The organism is Microcoleus sp. T2B6 (genome assembly GCF_036700475.1).
Lineage (GTDB): Bacteria > Cyanobacteriota > Cyanobacteriia > Cyanobacteriales > Microcoleaceae > Microcoleus.
In genome coordinates this window covers 13866-33910 of the sequence record NZ_JAUBOZ010000028.1, presented here as the reverse complement: position 1 = coordinate 33910, position 20045 = coordinate 13866, and the positions used below count along the sequence as shown (strand labels likewise).

12 protein-coding genes are annotated in these 20045 nt (G+C 43.4%); 10 read left to right on the top strand and 2 right to left on the bottom strand.

Annotation, left to right across the window (positions count from 1 at the left end; translation table 11 throughout):
• The first annotated feature begins 19 nt into the window (after positions 1-19).
• The 6 genes from QUA00_RS14720 (at position 20) to QUA00_RS14695 (ending at position 12397) form a co-directional block, all read left to right on the top strand.
• On the top strand, positions 20-5614 hold the full coding sequence (locus QUA00_RS14720) for an AAA family ATPase (protein WP_445305746.1): 5595 nt from the start codon (positions 20-22) through the stop codon (positions 5612-5614).
• Entirely contained in the window at positions 5611-6639 is a 1029-nt protein-coding gene (locus tag QUA00_RS14715; RefSeq protein WP_333410085.1) for a response regulator, read from the top strand. The genes QUA00_RS14720 and QUA00_RS14715 overlap by 4 nt, the downstream gene beginning before the upstream one ends.
• A gap of 315 nt (positions 6640-6954) precedes the next feature.
• A complete protein-coding gene (locus tag QUA00_RS14710) occupies positions 6955-7584 on the top strand; it encodes a response regulator transcription factor (RefSeq protein ID WP_333143664.1) in 630 nt (209 codons plus the stop codon).
• A gap of 140 nt (positions 7585-7724) precedes the next feature.
• On the top strand, positions 7725-9887 hold the full coding sequence (locus tag QUA00_RS14705) for a flotillin family protein (protein WP_333410084.1): 2163 nt from the start codon (positions 7725-7727) through the stop codon (positions 9885-9887).
• A 473-nt stretch (positions 9888-10360) separates the two neighbouring features.
• Positions 10361-10939, top strand: a complete 579-nt coding sequence (locus QUA00_RS14700; RefSeq protein WP_333410083.1) for a ferric reductase-like transmembrane domain-containing protein — start codon at positions 10361-10363, stop codon at positions 10937-10939.
• Between the two features lie 102 nt (positions 10940-11041).
• On the top strand, positions 11042-12397 hold the full coding sequence (locus QUA00_RS14695) for a WD40 repeat domain-containing protein (protein WP_333410082.1): 1356 nt from the start codon (positions 11042-11044) through the stop codon (positions 12395-12397).
• Positions 12398-12574: 177 nt separating this feature from the next.
• Here QUA00_RS14695 and QUA00_RS14690 read toward each other — a convergent pair whose 3' ends face one another.
• Positions 12575-12991: a transcriptional regulator gene (locus QUA00_RS14690; RefSeq protein WP_333410081.1), complete on the bottom strand. Its 417-nt coding sequence runs from the start codon at positions 12989-12991 to the stop codon at positions 12575-12577.
• 123 nt (positions 12992-13114) lie between these two features.
• On the opposite strand from QUA00_RS14690, the gene QUA00_RS14685 reads away from it, so the two are divergent.
• The 4 genes from QUA00_RS14685 to QUA00_RS14670 all read left to right on the top strand — a co-directional run bounded on the left by QUA00_RS14685 (position 13115) and on the right by QUA00_RS14670 (position 18546).
• Entirely contained in the window at positions 13115-13474 is a 360-nt protein-coding gene (locus tag QUA00_RS14685; protein ID WP_333410080.1) for a DUF2470 domain-containing protein, read from the top strand.
• Positions 13475-13666: 192 nt separating this feature from the next.
• Positions 13667-15304, top strand: a complete 1638-nt coding sequence (locus QUA00_RS14680) for an AAA family ATPase (protein ID WP_333410079.1) — start codon at positions 13667-13669, stop codon at positions 15302-15304.
• A gap of 141 nt (positions 15305-15445) precedes the next feature.
• Entirely contained in the window at positions 15446-15892 is a 447-nt protein-coding gene (locus QUA00_RS14675) for a HEPN domain-containing protein (protein WP_333307614.1), read from the top strand.
• Positions 15889-18546, top strand: coding sequence for a ParA family protein (locus QUA00_RS14670; RefSeq protein WP_333410078.1), 2658 nt, complete (start codon positions 15889-15891; stop codon positions 18544-18546). Before QUA00_RS14675 ends, QUA00_RS14670 begins: the two co-directional genes overlap by 4 nt.
• A gap of 77 nt (positions 18547-18623) precedes the next feature.
• Here QUA00_RS14670 and QUA00_RS14665 read toward each other — a convergent pair whose 3' ends face one another.
• Positions 18624-19697 (bottom strand): DUF3616 domain-containing protein, encoded by a 1074-nt coding sequence (locus QUA00_RS14665; protein WP_333410077.1) that lies wholly within the window; start codon positions 19695-19697, stop codon positions 18624-18626.
• Between the last annotated feature and the right edge of the window lie 348 nt (positions 19698-20045).

The window sequence follows — 20045 nt, the reverse complement described above, 5'->3', positions numbered from 1 at the left end:
TGCCTGTGCCACAAGCTCAATGATGCTGATTTCGGGATATTCTGGTATCGGCAAATCAGCTTTGGTGCAAGAATTATACAAACCGATTACTCAACATCGCGGTTATTTTATCTCCGGCAAATTTGACCAATATCAGCGCAATATTCCTTACAGCGCCATTGTCAATGCTTTTCAGGATTTAGCCAAACAACTGTTAGCAGAAAGCGAAGCCAATCTCACAGAATGGCGGGAAAAGTTATTAGACGCATTGGGAATTAACGGTCAAGTTATTATTGACGTAATTCCCGAAATTGAATTAATTATCGGCAAGCAACCCCCGCCGCCAGAATTGGGTGCGGCTGAAGCGGAAAATCGCTTTAATTTTGTGTTTCAAAACTTCATTAAAGTCTTTACCAAACCCGAACATCCTCTGACAATATTTATCGATGATTTGCAGTGGGCTGACGGCGCATCTCTGAAACTGATGCAACTGCTGATGAATGCTTCGCCAGCGGGACTGTTTTTAATTGGGGCTTATCGGGATAACGAAGTTTCTGCGGCTCATCCGTTAATGCTAACAATTGAAGAGATTGTCAAAAATGGGGCAAAAGTCGATCGCATTTTCCTGTCACCTTTGGAGTTATCCTCTGTTACTCAACTGATTTCTGATGCCCTGAATTGCCCGGAAGCAAGAGTCAAATCCCTTGCCGAGTTAGTGTTTTTCAAGACGGGCGGGAATCCTTTCTTTATGAATGAATTTCTCAAATCGCTTTATACAGAAGGACTGTTACAATTTGACTTTACCCCCAGGGCTGTTTCGGGGCAACCACGGGGGGATTGCCCCTACGAAAAACCAGGGTTTTGTAGGGGCGGTGCCCCCGTGCCCGCCCAGCCCATAGACGATGGGGTAGGGGTTTCAGATATCGCGGCAACGACGGGGGGATTGCCGCTACAAGAGAATGAAGCAGCCCAGCCTTACCAAGAGGGGAGACAGGGGAGTTGGCAGTGGGATTTAGAGGAAATTAAAGCGAGGAATTTCACTGATAATGTTGTCGAGTTGATGGCTAGCAAAATTCAACAACTGCCCGATAATACGCAGGAAACGTTAAAGATAGCAGCCTGCATTGGCAATCAATTCGATTTGAAAACCCTCGCCTCACTTTGCGAAAAATCTGTGGGACAAACGGCGGAGGATTTGTACGCAGCAGTTGCTGAGAATTTAGTCGTGTTGCTGGGGAATATGGGAGATGTGGAATTAGAAATTGCCGGAAAATTACCCAGTAGCCAATCCATCGAATACAAGTTTGTTCATGACAGAATTCAGCAAGCCGCTTGTTCCCTGATTGATGAACAGGATAAGCCGATCGTCCACAAACAAATAGGACAACTACTGCTGCAAAATACTCCCATCGACAAGCGAGACGAAAAAATATTTGATATTGTTAATCAATTAAATTTCGGCTTAGAGTTAATTGTTTATCATGAAGAAAAATATGAACTGGCAGAATTAAACCTAATAGCAGGTCAAAAGGCTAAAGCATCAACGGCTTATCAGCCAGCTTTTAACTATCTGCAAACAGGGATAAATTTGCTGACAGGAAACACTTGGCTGCTGCAATACCACCTCAGCTTGCAACTACATCAAGAAGCCGCACAGGTAGCCTACCGTTTGGGGAATTTTGAGCAAATGGAAGCTTTAGCTAACCTTGTCCTAGAAAATGCTAAAACTGTTCTAGAGCAAGTCCCAATATATGAGTTGAAGATTGAAAATTGCATAAAAAAAAGCAAGTTTAAAGAAGGGTTTAACCTTGGATTAAAAGTGCTACATTTGCTAGGAGTTCTTTGGCCAAAATCTCCAAATAACATATATATAAAAGCGGAACCTTACAACTTAATTAACCTGCCCAAAATGACCGATCCAGAATCTCTAGCAGCTATGTCGATTCTGGGAGGAATGATAGGGATCGGCTATATAGGTATTCCAGAATTATTAGTGCCACTTGTGTTAACACAGATTGATTTATCTATTAAATTTGGCAATGCTCCTAAGTCTAGTTTTGCTTACGCAAGTTACGGAGTCATATTGTGTACAACTATACAAGATATTGAAAGTGGCTATAAATATGGAAGATTAGGTTTAAGGTTAGTAGAAAAATTAAATGCCGATTACCTGAAGGCTGGAGTTTTAGATATATTTGGCAATCATATATTGCATTGGAAAAAGCATCTTAAGGGAAGCTTATCAATTTTAAAAGAGGCTTATTTCTGCGCTGTTGAAACAGGGAATATAGATTTTATTGGTTATTCTACTTTTGATTATTGTTTTAATGCCTACTCAGTAGGATGTGAACTTAAAGACTTAGGAAAAGAGTTAATTTATTTTTATGAAATACCGACCAATAAAAAAAACAATACTTGCTTGACTTGGTTAGCCATGTATTTACAAATTATTTTTAACTTATTAGGTAAGGCTGACAATCCAACTCAGCTAATAGGAGAGTTTTATAACGAAGAGAAATTTCTACCACTTCAGCCACTTCAGCTAGAATTGAGCGATAGACAAGGACTTTTATTGCTTTATCTAAATAAGTTGATATTGTGCTATTTGTTTGGAAATTCCCATGAAGCTGCTAAAAATGCAGTAGTTGCAGAACCATATTTAGATGGTGTGATGGGAATGGCAGCTATACCTATCTTCCATTTTTATGATGCTCTAGCGCATTTAAGTGTATTTGCTGATTATTCAAATTTTGAAAAAGAAAATGCTCTCAAGCGGGTTAATGCTAATCAAGAAAAAATGCAGGTATGGGCGCATCACGCTCCCATGAATTACTTACATAAATTTTATCTAGTTGAAGCTGAAAAAGCGCGAGTTTTGGGGCAAGTTGTGGAAGCGATCGACTATTACGATCTCGCAATTTCCCTTGCCAAAGAAAACGAGTACATCCACGAAGCCGCCCTCGCTTACGAACTCGCAGGCAAGTTCTATTTATATAGGGGGAAAGAATTAACAGCCAAAGCTTATATGCAGGAAGCTCGTTACTGCTATCAACTCTGGGGTGCCGTGGCTAAAGTTAAAGATTTAGAAACGCGATATCCGCAATTATTTACGCTCGATCTACCTACAAAGAAAAACATTTCAACCACTACATCAACTACGGGTAGCCGTTCTAGTTCTTCCTTGGATATCGCTACAGTCATGAAAGCTTCCGAGGCAATTGCTGGGGAAATTGTACAGGATAAATTACTCTCCAGATTGATGAAAATTTTGATTGAAAATGTCGGCGCTCACAAAGGATATTTAATTTTAGAAACCCAGGGAAAATTGCTGATTGAAGCTGAAGGTGCAATTAATGATGAACGGATAACAGTGTTGCAATCTGAGCCGATTGAAAATTGCCAGGAAGTTTCCGAAGCTATTATCAATTATGTCGCTCGAACCCAAGAAAATTTAGTGTTAAATGATGCCACTCGTGAAGGTAACTTTACGAATGACCCTTACATCAAAGCACGTCAGCCCAAGTCTATTTTGTGTGCGGCTTTGATGAATCAAGGTCAACTGGCTGCTATTGTTTATCTCGAAAATAACCTTACCGCACAAGCTTTTACTCCCGATCGCCTGGAAATTTTGCAATTGTTATCGGGACAAGCGGCGATCGCACTTACTAACGCTAAACTCTACACAGAAGTAAAAGAACGCGAAAATCGGCTGACTCAATTTATCAATGCTATGCCAATTGGAGTAGCCGTGCATGACACCACCGGGCAAATTACCTACGCAAATCAGACGGCACATCAACTAAGTGGCATTCCCACAATAGCCGAAGCAAATACTGAGAAATTAGCAGAAGCTTATCAACTTTATCTCGCGGGAACTAACGAGTTATATCCCACCGCAAAAATGCCAATCGTGCGTTCTTTGGGGGGTGAAACTGTCAAAGTAGATGATATAGAGTTCCACCTACCTGATAAAATTGTTTCCTTGGAAGTCTCCAGCACACCAATTGTCGATGAAACAGGGAAAATTAATTATGCGATCGCCACATTTCAAGATATCACCGATCGCAAACAAGCAGAAAAAGTTTTAGCCGACTACAACCGCACTTTAGAACAGCAAGTGAGCGATCGCACCCTCGAACTTCAGCGAGAAATTATCGAACGACAACGAGCCGAAGACGCCGCACAAGAAGCCAACCGAGCAAAAAGTACATTCCTCGCAAATATGAGCCACGAATTGCGGACTCCCCTCAATGCAATTCTGGGATTTTCCCAATTAATGAATCGCGGTTCTAACCTATTGCAGGAACAGCAAGAACACCTGAGTATTATCACCCGCAGCGGAGAACATTTGCTCGAACTGATTAACCAAGTATTAGATTTGTCCAAAATAGAAGCGGGACGCACGACTCTCAACGAGACCAATTTTGACCTCCACCGCCTGCTGGACGACATCGAAAATATGTTCAAACTTCCGGCACAAAATAAGGGATTGCAGTTATTAGTAGAGCGGATGCCCGACGTGCCACAATATGTGCGAACTGATGAAATAAAATTGCGCCAAATCTTGATTAACCTGCTTTCTAACGCGATTAAATTCACCTCCGAAGGCGGCATTTATGTAAAGATTAAAAATCCCGATTTTGCTCATAAAATCTACTTTGAGGTTGAAGACACGGGAGCGGGAATTGATGTTAGTGAATTAGACAAGCTTTTTGAAGCTTTTGTGCAAACCCAAACCGGGGAAGAATCGCAACAAGGAACAGGATTAGGTTTAACGATCGCACGTTCTTTTGTGCAGTTAATGGGAGGTGAAATGAGAGTCAGTTCTCGTGCGGGATGCGGTACTATTTTCAAATTTGACATTAAAGTTAATTCAGTTGAAAGTGCCGATCGCCAACGGGAACAGCCAACCAGACGAGTTATTGCGATCGCACCCAATCAACCCCGCTATCGGATTCTCGTTGCAGACGACGCTTTTGACAACCGCCAATTGCTAGTTAAACTGCTTTCTGCGATCGGTTTTGAAGTCTACGAAGCCCAAAATGGGAGAGAAGCAATAGAAAAGTGGGAGCAATATTCGCCGCACTTAATCTTTATGGATATGCGAATGCCGGTGATGGATGGGTATGAAGCAACCAAACAAATTAAAGAGGGCAACCACAGGGGGATTGCCCCTACGGAAAACGAGGATTTTGTAGGGGTAGTGCCCCCGTGCCTACCCCAGACAGCAATTATTGCCATAACAGCAAGTAGTTTTGAGGAAGAGAAAGCCGTTATCCTTTCTACCGGCTGCGATGATTTTGTTCGCAAACCATTTAGAGAAGCAAACATATTTGATGTTCTGCACAAACATATCGGGGTACAATTCGTTTTTGAAGAACTAAATGCTGCCCCCAGTTTCACAGACAAGGAAGTAAATGTATTGACAAAAAGCGCTTTTTCTGAATTGCCTCCTGAGTTAGTAGCCAATCTTCAGCAAGCTATTAGCAATCTAGATTTGGAACAGATGCAAACAGTCATCAGTCAAATTCGCGAAATCAATCAGCCCTTAGCTAGGGCGAGCGCCGCTTGCATTAAAAATTTTCAGTACGAACAGTTGCTAAATTTAATACACACATTAAGGGATGAAACATGAACAAAAACCTCAGTTTTACCCGCGAAGAAAGTATTTTAGTTATTGATGATTGTCCTGAGAATTTAAAACTTTTAAGCGGGATACTATCTGTCGCTGGGTATAAAGTTCACCTAGCTCCCAGTGGGAAATTAGCTCTAAACTTTATCAATGCCAACTTACCCGACTTAATTTTACTCGATATTATGATGCCTCACATGGATGGCTATGAAGTCTGCGCTCAGCTCAAAGCTACTCCGAAAACTCAAGATATTCCAATAATTTTTATCAGCGCTTTGCAAGAAGTTTTCGATAAGGTAAAAGCCTTCTCTGGGGGCGGAATAGACTACATTACAAAACCTTTTCAACAACAAGAAATTTTAGTGCGCGTGGAAAATCAATTGCGTCTGAGAAGGCTGTCTAAACAACTCATAGACCAAAATATTTTAGAAGAGCGCAACCGCATGGCGCGGGAAATTCACGACACTTTAGCGCAAACTTTTACAGGCATAATCATACATTTGGGAGCCGCGGAACGGGTAATAGCAGCGAATCCCGAACAAGCACAAGCACACATGAAAACAGTCTGCGAATTGGCTCGCTCTGGACTTGCTGAAGCACGGCGATCCGTAGAATCTTTACGCCCGCAACTGTTAGAAGATGGCGACTTGTATAGCGCTCTCAACCAAATCGCTAAACAAATGTCATCAGATACTGATACGCACACTATTTTTGAAGTGGTTGGCACGGCATATTCCCTACCATTAGAGGTAGAAAATAACCTGTTGCGGATCGGGCAGGAAGCATTAACAAATATTTTCAAATATGCACAAGCTACAGCGATCAAAATTGAGTTGGTTTACGAAACATCCAAGTTTATTTTGCGGGTGAAAGACAACGGAGAGGGATTTGATACAGAAAGTATCTGTTTTAGGAATGGCTTTGGTTTATTGGGCATGAGAGAACGCGCCGATCGCATTAACGCGCAGCTAACTGTAAACAGTCGCCCCGGAAACGGAACAGAAGTTATAGTTTCAGTTAATCGCTAGTAAAGTAAGGTGCACATTTCGCACCATATAGCAATCCTAAATAAGTAGTAAATTTTTTACCCCACCCCCACCCTCCCCTTACCAAAGGGAGAGAGTAAGAAATTCACAAATGATTTAGGATGACTATATAGCACTCCTAAATCATTTGCATAATTATTGTAGGGGCAATCCCACGCCCGGTTGCCCGATAGATAGGGGGTAGGAACTCTTAGCACTACCCCTACAAATTTATCTGAATCATTTAGGATGACTATAGATAGTAAGTTGGTAGTGAGAACTTCAGTTTTTTTTGATAAGATTAACAGGGTAAACATGATTAACCAATCAAATATTATTCGTGTTTTAATTGCCGACGATCATTATATTGTGCGGCAAGGTTTAGTGGCGCTGCTGGATAATGAATCAGATTTAATTGTTGTCGCACAAGCTAGCAACGGACAGGAAGCATTAACAATGTTCCGCGAATATCAGCCCGATGTCACCCTTATGGATATGCGGATGCCCCAAATGGATGGAGTCGCCGCCATTGCTGCGATTTGTGCGGAGTTTCCCAGGGCGCGGATTGTGGTGCTGACGACTTATGACGGCGATGAAAACATTTATCGCGGATTGCAAGCTGGTGCTAAGGGCTATCTGCTTAAGGATGCGGAACCAGAGGAGCTTTTAGCAGCAATTCGGGCTGTTTTTGAGGGTAAAAAGTATATTCCGCTGGCAGTGGGTGTTAAGTTAGCCGATCGCCTGAGTGGGCCTGAATTGAGCGATCGCGAATTAGAAGTCATCCGCCTCATAGTCGCTGGTAAAAGCAACAGCAAGATTAGTGAAGTTCTGCACATCAGCGAAAGCACCGTCAAGTTTCACATCAACAATATTTTGAGCAAGATGGGAGTTAGCGATCGCACGCAGGCCGCGATTTCCGCCTTAAAACGGGGGATTGTCAGCCTGTAATTTAATTATAAGTATTTCTACTGATAAATATGACTATTATGACGGCAAATAATGATAAATAAGACCTTAAGTTTTACGCCAAAACTTTTTAGTAAGGCTAAGCTGGAGATCCTAGGACAAATTAGCCCGGCTCAAAAAAAATGCTTTATTCATTTTTGTCCAAATCTCAACTCAAAGTCCGCTTTTTAAAACAGTTTGCAGCCGCTGTTTCGGCGTCTTTAGCTCTTAGTGCAACAACCAGTTTGAAACCCTCGCCGGTATTAGCAGCTAGCAATATCCCCCCCGCAAATCAAACCTCGACTCAGCTAGTCACAAAACCTGATTCTAGCTTGCAGCTAGGGCAGTTACGCAGCACTGTTCCCGTGCAGACAATGCAGCTCGATCCGGGCGGATTTATCCCGATCGCGATCGGCGGTATGATAATTATTCTGGTGCTGCCGCTATTTTTTGGCGGATTGGTAGTAATTGGCGATCGGGAAGTTGGCATTGTCAGTAAAAAGTTTAGCTTTGGCGGCAAGTCTTTACCGCCAGGAGATTTAATTGCCTTAAACGGAGAAGCTGGATATCAAGCTGATACTTTGCCCCCCGGTTGGCACTGGGGTTATTGGCCTTTGCAGTACAACGTTCGCAAAGAGTCTCTGACTGTAGTTCCCCAAGGTGAAATTGCTCTCATTATCGCAGCAGGTGGTCAATCAATTCCCCCGCAGCGCATCCTTGGCAAAATCACAGAATGTGACAATTTTCAAGATGCTCGTCAATTTCTCAAAAGCGGCGGCGAAAAAGGTAGACAACTCGGCATTTTGACGGGCGGTAGCTATCGAATTAATACAGCATTATTTACAGTAATTACAGCGGCCAATGCTGCCAAGCACGGGATGACAGCCGAACAATTAAAGCTGTACAGAATTGCCCCAGATAAAGTAGGAATTGTCACAACTTTTGACGGCGTTCCAATTCAAGATGGCGAAATTGCTGGCCCGATTATCCCGAATCACGACAACTTCCAGAACGCGCAAAAATTTATCACCGCCGGCGGGCGGCGCGGTTTGCAGGAACAGGTTTTGCTTTCCGGTTCCTGGAACTTAAATCCTTGGTTTGTCGGGGTTGACCAAGTGGCGATGACCGAAATCCCGATCGGCTATGTCGGCGCGGTTATTTCCTATGTCGGCAAAACCTCGGAAGATGTGAGCGGCGCTGCTTTCACTCACGGGAATTTAGTAAATGTTGGCAACAAAGGGGTCTGGGTAACTCCCCTTTATCCGGGGAAACATCCGCTGAACACTCGCATTTTGAAAGTAGAGTTAGTGCCGACCACAAATATTGTCTTGAATTGGTCAACTAAAACGGAACGGCACAGTTACGATTCTCAACTTTCATCTTTAACGGTGCGTTCTCGCGACGGTTTTGCCTTTGATTTAGAAGTAGCTCAGATTATTCACGTCGGCGCTTTGGATGCTCCAAAAGTCATTTCTCGCGTCGGTTCAATGCAGAACTTAGTTGACCATGTTTTGCAGCCGACAATTGGAAATTATTTCCGCAATTCGGCTCAAGCTTATTCTGTATTAGATTTTCTGTCGGCAAGGAGCGATCGGCAAGCAGAAGCATCGGAGTATATCAAAGCTGCTTTGCGTACCTACGACGTGCAAGCAATTGATACTTTAATCGGGGATATTTTGCCGCCTGCAGAGTTGATGCAAACTCAAACCGATCGCAAAATTGCTGAGGAACAGTGCAAAACTTATGAGGTGCAGCAAGTAGCACAAACTCAGCGGCAACAATTGGTGCGGGAAACGGCGCTGGCTGAGATTCAACAAGAGATGGTCAAATCCGAACAAGGCGTGAAGATTTCTGAGTTGAAAGCGAATTCTCAGGTGAAACAAGCTCAAGGCGAAGCTGAGTCGATTCGGGTGAAGGGAAATGCTCAAGCTGAAGCTTATCGCGCGGGTGTTGTGGCTTTGGGAGGTTCGGGTTATACGGCTTTGCAGTTAATGCAAATTATAGGCGATCGCAACGTGCGAGTTGTGCCGGATGTTGCGGTAACAGGCAACGGTAGCGGTGGCGGTTTGGTTGATGGTTTGCTGGGAATGATGATGTGGAATCAAACGAGCAAAAATGGAGAAAATGGCGGGGAGTTGCCGGTAGTTAACCTACAGAAATCGGAACCTGCGGCCAAGTTATCAGTAGCCCAGGTGAATTCTGTTAAGCCGTCGGCATCTCGCGCTAATTGCCCTGTTGCGAATTCTGAGGCTGATATTGCTCCGCTGTTTGATGAATTGCCATTTGACGATCGATCTTTTAGTTAGGCTGTGCAGTTTGTAGTGAGCACTTCAGTCCGCTGTGATTAAAAGGGGATATTACCAATTTGTAGTTGGGCGCCATACCTAGCCTAAAGTTCAGGTAATCTCCTCAACCCAAGGTCAGCTAATCCTGACCTTTTTTTATAGCTAAAAACTAAACTTTTAACCAGCTATTTTGGCCAAGACTTTTTCTAAACTTCAAACTTAATTGACATGTCGATTTTAAAATGCTACTATAGGCAGATTGCTATTTCGGAGTTAGTGTGATATGTCAATTTAAATTTAGCCTCAAGGCTTTGCTAGGTAAGGCTTTGAGATTATTTACATCCGCTTGCGGGCCACTTGCTCAACTCGGGGCGATCGCCTTGAAATCCTAGCCAGCTATGGTGTAGGACACCAGAAAACTAATAATTTGGCACACTAAGTACGGAAGAGCCAGGCATATTTGGAGTTTACTTCCTTAGCAATTAGAGTAAGTTATGCAACTTTCAACGATGGATTTAGATACATTTTCTCAGGCGAGTCTCCTGGGATTCGCGGCCTTAACAGGCTATATTCTGACACTGCTTCCCACAAATTTGAGAATTGTTTTCCCTCTCACCAAAAAAACTGGCTTTCCCCAATGGCTGCTGAAAAATCGCCGTTTCATTGGTCTGCTCTCTTTCTTTTTAGCTGTAGCTCACGGATTCATCTTTTTCAAACAAAGAAACTTTGATGTCTTCGATCTCAAAACTTATTTTGTTTACTTCCAGGGAGTATCAACCTTCATTATTTTTACTCTTTTGGCTATCACGTCTAATGATTGGAGTGTGAAAAGGCTCAAGAAAAATTGGAAAAGATTGCAGAGTCTCACTTACCTTGCTATGTTTTTAGTAACCTGGCATATCTGGGAAAAAATGGCCGATCACTGGACATATTTAACCCCAGTTGGAATTGCAGCTATAAGCGCCACAATAGTTTTATTCCTCTGCCGTGCCTGGATTCAGCGCCCACCTAGACCACAAAAACATCAGCCAACAGCCGACCAAGTAACAGTGCTAAACAAAAGTGTTAGATAGCATTTCTCAAAGGTAGAATGCAGCAGAAACTGCCTCGATAAATTTCTGGGATTTAAATCGGGGAGTTTATTTTAGATAAACTGAGTTGTGGAGGCCATATTTATGATATCAAAAGCAGTTAAATGGAAAGTTTCATCAGCCTTGACATTAACAGCAGTTGTAACTGCGGTCGGCATGGGCTGGTCTAGGTCGATTTCGGAATGGGGAACCACTGGAGCCCAGTTTAAATCAGGGCTATTTACTCAATATTCTAGCAGTTTTAAAGATAATTCAGGGTGGATTTACGCGATCGCACTCAGTCCAGACGGCAAAACTTTAGCCAGCGGCTGTTATGGCGGCATTATCAAAATCTGGAACCTGCAAACCGGCGAATTGCTTTACACCATAAAAGCACATACCGATGCAATTGAATCCCTCGCCATTAGTCCTGATGGCAATCTTCTGGCTAGCGGGAGTTGGGATAACCGGATTAAATTGTGGAATCTCAAAACCGGCATACTCATCAATACGTTGAAAGGTCATGCGGATGATGTCAAGGCAATAAGTATCAGTCCTGATGGAAGATTACTCGCTTCTGGCAGTACCGACAAAACTGTAAAATTGTGGAATTTGGCCGATGGCAAACTACTCCGCACACTTCCAGATACAGACTGGATTCAATCTGTCGCTTTTAGCCCGAACAGTAAAATTTTAGCAACCGGCAGCGAGGATGGAACTATCAAGATTTGGTGGCTTGATGATGGCGGCAATTACACCCTGACTGGGCATTCCGGGCCTGCGAACTCAGTTGCATTCAGTCCTGACGGGAAAACTTTAGCGAGTGGCAGTGCGGATAAAACTGTTAAGCTGTGGCAGTTTACAAATGGCAAAGTTCTGCATACATTAACAGGGCATTCCGGCCCGGTGCAGTCAGTTGCTTTTAGCGCGGATGGACAAGCTTTAGCTAGTGGCAGCTACGACAAAACTATCAAGCTGTGGGAAGTGAAAACAGGCGAACTGATGACCAATTTTGCGGAGCATTCTAAGCCAGTTTGGTCAGTTGCTTTTAGCTCTCAAGATACTGTTTTAGCCAGCGGTAGCGGAGATGAAACTATTAAGCTGTGGCCTGTATCTGTCCCGATTGCGACTCAGGTTAACTCTCCAGCGCCAGAGGTAGAGGCAACATCTTCTGACATTATCTCCCCCGGTGAAATTGCACAGTTAAACCGGAAAGTTTACGACCAAATTGACAAGAGTTGGCGCTCGACTCCCACCTTCAGCACTTCATTAGTTTATCGCGTTGCCGTGAATGAAGAAGGGGTAATTACAGATTGTCAGCCGCTGAACCAAGCAGCGGGTGATTTTATTCAAGAAGTTTCTCTTTCTTCGTTTCGTAAAGTTGCTCGTACACCAAAGCATTTTCGTCAATTTAAGGTAGTGTTAAAACCCTCTGGTGTGCTTGAAGTCAGCCCGTGGTAAGGGTGGAGGTAATAATATAGAAGAAGGAAGAAGCAGTAATAACAAGGGTTTCAGCGATTAAGAATATCCTAATAGTCTTGGCGGTTGCTATACTATGAAAAGCTCTGCAACAGAAATTATTCATAGCATTACCCAAAGTTTTCTTAAAAGAGGAAGTACACAAAGCTTGCTTGAATTTTAAGCAGTTGTTTTAACTGGATGCAGCGGAAAGAAAACAGCCGGCGAGACGCAGAAAAACTCTGCAAGTTTTTGTATGTGTTCGGTCGTAAGTTGGCGCTTTTCACGGAGGATGTCAGAGACAATAGACTCGGTTTTAAAAATAGGAACTAGGTCTTTTTGTCTGAGTTCAAATTCTTCTATTAAAGCCTTTAACAGTTCTAGTCCGTAAATGTCAGGTATGGGTTCTAAAGTTTGCTCGTACTCATAAACAAGGGTTCCCAGTACGTTGAGGTAGTCGCGTTCGTCGGGAGTCAGTTCGCCTTTATCCAACAAAGAGTCGATCGCTTCTTGAGTTGCCATTAACTCCTCCTCAGCAGTTATGGGTCGCGGCGGAAATGTTTTGAGTAGTTCGATATAAGCGCTAGAGTTTTTCATGTGACTATCCAATATAAAGCAAGTAATATTTTATCATTTTAGTTGAATGATTCATTTTTTTAACCGCAGATGAACGCCGATTAACTCAGATATAATTTAGTTATTTATCCCTCATAACTCTTGATGCAATTCCTCGCTCTTGAAAACTTTGTACCGATCGCAGTACAATCGATCGATATTGCATCTGAGGAATCTCCCATGTCAGAACCGTTTTCTACTGAGATTAGCGATCGCATCTGCGCTCACATGAACGAAGACCACGCTAGTGCTGTAGTGCTGTACGCTCAAGCATTTGGCGGCAAACCGGAGGCGACAGAAGCTCAAATGCTCGCTATTGATGCGAACGGCATGGATTTAACCGCTAAAGTCAACGACGAAACAGTGCCCGTCAGAGTAAATTTCGATCGCACTTTAAAAGACGCCGAAGATGCTCACCACACTCTCATTGAAATGGTGAAACAAGCTCGAAAAGTTGCTAAGTAGCCAAATGCTCACGATTCTGTTATAATTTTAACGTTCGCAGTACGGACTTTAGTGCGGCTAAATAGTTGTTAAGGACTAAAGTCCTTACTACCAACCTTTAGTTCGGTTAAATCCTTTTTAAGGACTAAAGTCCAGACTGCCAACAAAATATTTAATAATAAAGTTGAATATATATTTAAGATATCAAATAAAATGACAGAAAATTACCCCAAACCCCGAGAATTAGATGTCGTCAATAGCGGTAAAAATACCCATTTCGAGGCACTGGTAAAGCGACTAGATTTGATGATTCGCGCCCGCTATTCGCTGCTGTACATTGTCGGCGCGGAGGAGGAACCAGTCGAAGCCGTAATTGCCGAAGTAGCGCTGCAAGTAACTCCCGCGCGCCGGGTATTGCGGTGGGATCTTGTGCGGGGCTGGGAGGATAACGGTTCTGGGAAAGGTTCGGTAATGGCGGCGCTCGATCGCGTCAGCAAAACCGCTGTTGAAGAATATACCATATTTGTACTGCGGGATTTGCACCCAGTTTTGAAATATCCTTACACCGAAAAAAATGCGCCAGTAGTGCGGGAATTGCGGAATTTAACGCGGGAATTGAAGCGCAGCAAAAAAACTATAGTTCTTACTTCTCACACGCTGGAATTGCCGGAGGAATTGAAAGAAGAAGTCACAGTAATTGATTTTCCTTTGCCCAACGTACAAGAAATCGACAGTTTAATTTCCCACGTTGTGGAAAAGCCGCAACAGTTGCAAGTTAGCGGTTTAGCAAGGGAACAGTTGGTTAAAGCTTGTCAAGGTTTGAGTCGCGCTAGAATCGGGCGGGTTTTGGCTAAAGCTTTGGCCGCCAAACAGCAAATTAACGAGTCAGATATTGACGGAGTTTTGGAGGAAAAACAGCAAGCAATTCGCCAAACGGGCATTTTGGAGTTTTTTAACTCCAGAGAATCCCTAAAAAGTGTGGGGGGCTTGGAGAATTTGAAACAGTGGGTAAAGATGCGGCAAGATGCTTTTACTGACGAAGCGCGTCGCTACGGTATACCGAATCCGAAAGGAGTTTTGTTAGTAGGAATTCAAGGCACTGGCAAATCTTTATCTGCGAAAACAATAGCCTCAGAATGGCGTTTGCCACTGCTACGATTGGATACTGGGAGATTGTTCGGCGGCGTGGTCGGGGAAAGCGAAAGTCGCGTCAGGCAAATGATACAATTAGCAGAGGCGATCGCACCTTGCGTGTTGTGGATCGATGAAATAGATAAAGCCTTCGGCAACATTATCAGTGGCAGCGACGGCGATTCGGGAACTTCGCGCCGGGTATTCGGCAGTTTGATTACTTGGATGCAGGAAAAAACCAGTCCGGTGTTTATTGTCGCAACTGCAAATAACGTCAGGATTTTGCCGGCAGAGTTGCTCAGAAAAGGCAGGTTTGATGAAATTTTCTTTTTAAATTTGCCCTCAGAATCGGAAAGGCAAGATATTTTTAAAGTGCATTTGCAGCGACTGCGCCCAACTAGATTGCGGGAGTTTGATTTGGGAGTTTTGGCGAAACGCGCTGAGAATTTTAGCGGTGCAGAAATTGAACAAGTCGTAATAGATGGGTTATATCGGGCCTTTGGAACGTTTGTCAACGGACAGCGCCGGGATTTGATGACGGAGGATATTTTGAGGTCGATCGAGGATACAGTACCTTTAGCTGCGATCGCGCGATCGCAAATTGAAGATTTGAAGCGCTGGGCGGCGGAAGCGGGCGCGAGAACAGCTTCTAACGATACTCAGTTAATTGATGAATTGAAACGCTACAGCCAGGGGCGAAGGGATGCGATCGACAATTAACCCAATTTCGCGGCCGTAATTGGGCATCACTTCGTTTGTACGATCGCTTGACTGCCACTTGTAATTGCCATCAAGTGCTACTGTAAACTTAAAGCTCCGCTAGCTCGATCGGAAACTCAAGTGATACTGGAGGTAAGTCCTTTGACAGATACTTACGATAGGCGCGTTCAGCTAGGTGCATCTCGTCGCAGACTTGAAGATGCTCAAGTATTACATCAGCAAGAACGTTGGTCTGGTGCGATGTACCTAGGTGGTTATGCGATAGAATGTTCTCTAAAGTCTCTCATTTGTTACGAAGAGGGTCGCGCCAACAATTTTAAAGCTACTCGCAGCTTTAAAAAAGGCCTGCAAGGTTCAGATTTGCATAACCTAATTAAATTATTAGAGTGTTTGAATTCGCTACAGCGTAGCATTCAATTAGATCAAACCAACTCTTATAGAGAAGCATGGAACACAATTACATCACTTTGGCAGAATGATAAACTGCGCTATTCAGATAAATTAGGCAATAAAGAAGACAGCCAGCGCTTTATAAATGCCGTCGAAAAGTTACATCGCTTATTACTATCTAAACAAGGCGAAGAATGATGAACAATCCCGCAATATTAGACCAACAAATTTCCGAACATCTCAGCCAAGTTTTAAAAAATAAAGATCCGCAAACTCAGATTAAGATTAAGCGCACATCCCTAGGGTGGCTGAAGCTTCGAGTAGTTACCAGCTATTTTAATGGCAAGTCCTTAGCTGAACGCGAAGAGGAAATTGACAGTTTTTTAGAGAATATAGGTTGTTATTTGGGTCAATACCCAATGGCTGGTTATGATTTGTTAACTCCACAAGAAGCTGCTGACCTACCTCCCGAACATATTCAAATACCGCTGTGGTCAGATGTTTTAATGGCTCCCGAACCCGATCAGCCAGCAAGTTTAGATGAAGATAGTTCCAGTCCATTAGTTGTCACATTCTATTCTTTTAAGGGAGGAGTCGGTCGCTCTACCGCATTAGGATTGGTAGCAGGTATTTTGGCAACCCGCAACCGTCGAGTAGTCATGGTAGATTTCGACCTTGAAGCCCCAGGCATTTCAGTGTTGTTTCAAAACGATTTGGAGAATATTAATGAAGAACAGTATGGCGTATTAAATTACCTACACCAAAGATATTTAACTCCCGGTCAAAATATCCCTACTATTGATAAGTGTATTTGTCAGGTTAACTTAGACACTCGCGGGGAACTGTTTTTAGTTCCGGCTGGAGAGTATAACGAAAATTATATTCATCGGTTAGCTGACCTCGATCGCCATACTTTACAATCTTTCTATAGAGGCGAAATAAATCCTGTTCAACAACTGATAACCGATCTCAAAGAGCGACTCGATCCCGATGTTATTCTGATTGACGCTAGACCAGGTTTTAATGACACTAGCGCGATCGCCTTATTCGATCTAGCAGACACGGCAATCATCTGCTTTTCGCCAACCGATCAAAGTTTTGAAGGACTGCGTTGGGTTGTACAAGCTGTTAAAAAACAAAGAGATTATCAAGGCAAGCCCGATATTCGTTTTCTCCTAACACCTATCGCACCCGTAGGAGATGAATTGCAGCGAAGTTGGACTAACAGAGTTGAGAGTTGGATTGAGGATAACTGGGGCTTGCCGGAAGGAACAAAAGTTGAGGAACTTTACCACAAAATTTTATATAATCCCAACATAGCCACTTTGTCTAGTCTCGTCACTAACCTATCTAACAGCTTACTCGATGATTATCGGCCGATCGCAGAGGTCATTGATGCTAGCTTGCCAGATATTAAATCTAGCTTAGCAACTACAAATGTCGAAGATAAAAAGATATTAAATGAGTTGAGTTTTCAATCAGCAACAGCTCAAGAATTAGAATCATCTAGTATTCCAAATATATTCCACCGAACAGAAGATTTTCCCAAGTTTTTAACGAATAAAATTTGGCTGATCAGAGGTGCTAAGGGAACAGGAAAAAGCTTGCTGTTCAGGCTTTTTGTTGAGCAATCAGAAACAGCCAAGGATTTAGCTTCTTCTGATGTTGATTTAAACAACGTTCATTTTATTGCAGGCCACGGTCAACCCAGACTGCACGGACAAATACTAGAAAGCGCGGATCTGGCTAGTTATGAACAACAGGTGGGCGAAAATAACTGGCAATCCTTCTGGTTAAATTATGCTCTATTGCAACTGTGTCGCGCTCTACCAGAAGTGCATTCCCTATTTAATCCAGATAAACATCTGGTTAGATTAAGTTCTCAACCAAACCCAGAACACGCTGAAATTGTCTCCTGGTTGGCAGACAAAACTAATTCCCCGCAATCAGGCGATCAACTGCGCGCTGTTGACCGTTGGCTGCAAGAAAATAGTCAGCGTGTGTGGCTGCTTTACGATGAGCTAGATGCTGGCTTTGGCTCTACTCAAAAAGACTATTTGCGTCGAAAGCGTGCCCTCGAAGCCTTGCTTGCTTGGTGGTTGGAAAGCGGAACAAGTCTTAAAAGTATTGTCCCCAAGATATTTTTGCGAGAAGATATCTGGAATCAACTCAACTTTACTAACAAAGGACATTACACCGGACGATCGCTGCAACTCCGCTGGGATGAGGCTGACCTTTGGAGACTTGTACTGCGCCAATCCCTGACAAGTTCTGAGACTTTGAGCAAATCTTTGGAGGAAAAATTGGGAATTACTGTCGATCGACTCCATACAATTGAGTTAGAACAATTGCGTACTAGCCTTTATCACCTATGGGGTGAGCGGATGGGTAAAACGAAAAAAGCCTACACCTATAACTGGGTTCGCACCCGTATTGCTGACGGACAAAAGAACTGCTTCCCTCGAAGTTTAGTATTGCTGTTACAAGAGGCAGTCAAAGGTGAGAAAAATTTTTCTACAGAATACAGTTCTGAGATAGTTTTACGTCCAAAGGCACTGATCGAAGCTTTGCCATATGTTTCTGACCAACGGGTGGATGAGGTACGCAATGAATACCCTGAACTGGCAGAATATCTAACAAAATTGCAGGGCGAGCGTTCTCCCATTGATGAGACCCGACTGGCTGAAATATGGGGGGTAAAAGATATAAAATTAGCGGAACTCATCAGGGAGATGGTAGACGCTGGTATTCTTACAGAACGATCTCGTCCTAAAGATGCTCCCCCCCGTCTCTATGCTGTTGCTGAATTGTATCTGTATGGACTGAATATGGTTCGCAAAGGACAAAAGTAAAACCTATCTGGATAGACAAACAACTACAGCAGTTTTCCGTTGAGTAAGGTAGGCTTCGGCTGCTTGGTAAATTCTGTTCACCCCAACCTAAAAACATCAGCAAGAATAGCATTTTTATCAACCATTCTCCCCGCATCCGGCGAATCGTAAACCACTAACAGCGAATTCTGCCCGTCCAAATATGGAAACAGGCTCAACCCCTCAGCATTGTCCGTATTAACCTTAAAAGGCAAGTCAAACAATACCTCCAAATCTCCCCCATCTTGCCCAGTAATACTGTCTCCCGATCGCCCTAAAATTCCCTTCAACCGAAAAACCCTCGTCGCCCCCGATAAAGTCATCGTCGGCCCGGCTAAAACAATCAAATCTTCCCCGTTCCAGCACAACTCTCGCACGCCCAAACCGTTCAAATCAACAAAATGTTTGTTGTACAATTTCCCTCCTTTCCCAATTTCCTTAAGCCTTAAAACTCCCGGTTCTGCCTCTTCAACTTCTATTTCTAAAATTATCGCCCAACCCCGCAGCACCGGCCCCCGCAAACCGAGCAAAATGCGATCGCCCCGCACCGCCAACCCTTCAATATCAAAGCCATTTTCTTTACTCGGAATCGGCACAGATAAATACAAGCCGAGGTGGGTGTCATCTTTGAGCGCGTCTGTCAGCAAATTGCCTGTTTCTGTCCGCTGCAAGCATCCCACTGTCAGTTGAATTTCGGGATTGTCAGAATCGGGAATTGACTTGCACAAAATCCCGTCTTTTATAGGAATGCGCGCCAGTAAATAGCGGTTGACCTCTGTCACGATTTGTGCTAATCTTTCAATGTCTTTTTCGGGGTTTTTGCCTTTAGCTTTTTTGCGTTTGGTGCTGTGAGAACCGACCACCCAAAGATAATCTTTGCTGAAATCAATTCCTTCGATATCGATTTCGCATTCTCCAGGTAGATCGATAAAATCTGCGATCGCAAATCTTTGATGTTCTCCAAAAATATGAGGCCCGACAGGCGACAAACGCTCGATCGCAGTCGTTTCATCGGAACCCAGCCACAAATGGCCATCGGGAGTTAAAGCAACAGCGGATAAGTCTGTAATAATATCAGCGACTTCGCTGTTTAATTGCAGCATCAGCCGGCCGAGCAAAAAGGATTCTGGCATAATTATTAGGATCTAAACTATTCTTAGGGTAAGTCATTATAGTTAAACCTGCTTGAAACTCATAGGTTGCACCATTCTCAATCAGGCTTTTATGGGCAGGCTAGAAGCCCAACCCCTACTCCCCACAATAAAATTTAATTTTTGTGGAACAGGCATCTTGCCTGTTCATGACGGGCAGAATGCCCAACTCCTACTCCCCACAAGAAAAAAAATTCATCTGTTGTGGAACAGGCATCTTGCCTGTTGCTGACAATGGTGCAAAAAGAAAATCCATCTGTTGTGGAACAGGCATCTTGCCTGTTGCTGACAATGGTGCAAAAAGAAAATCCATCTGTTGTGGAACAGGCA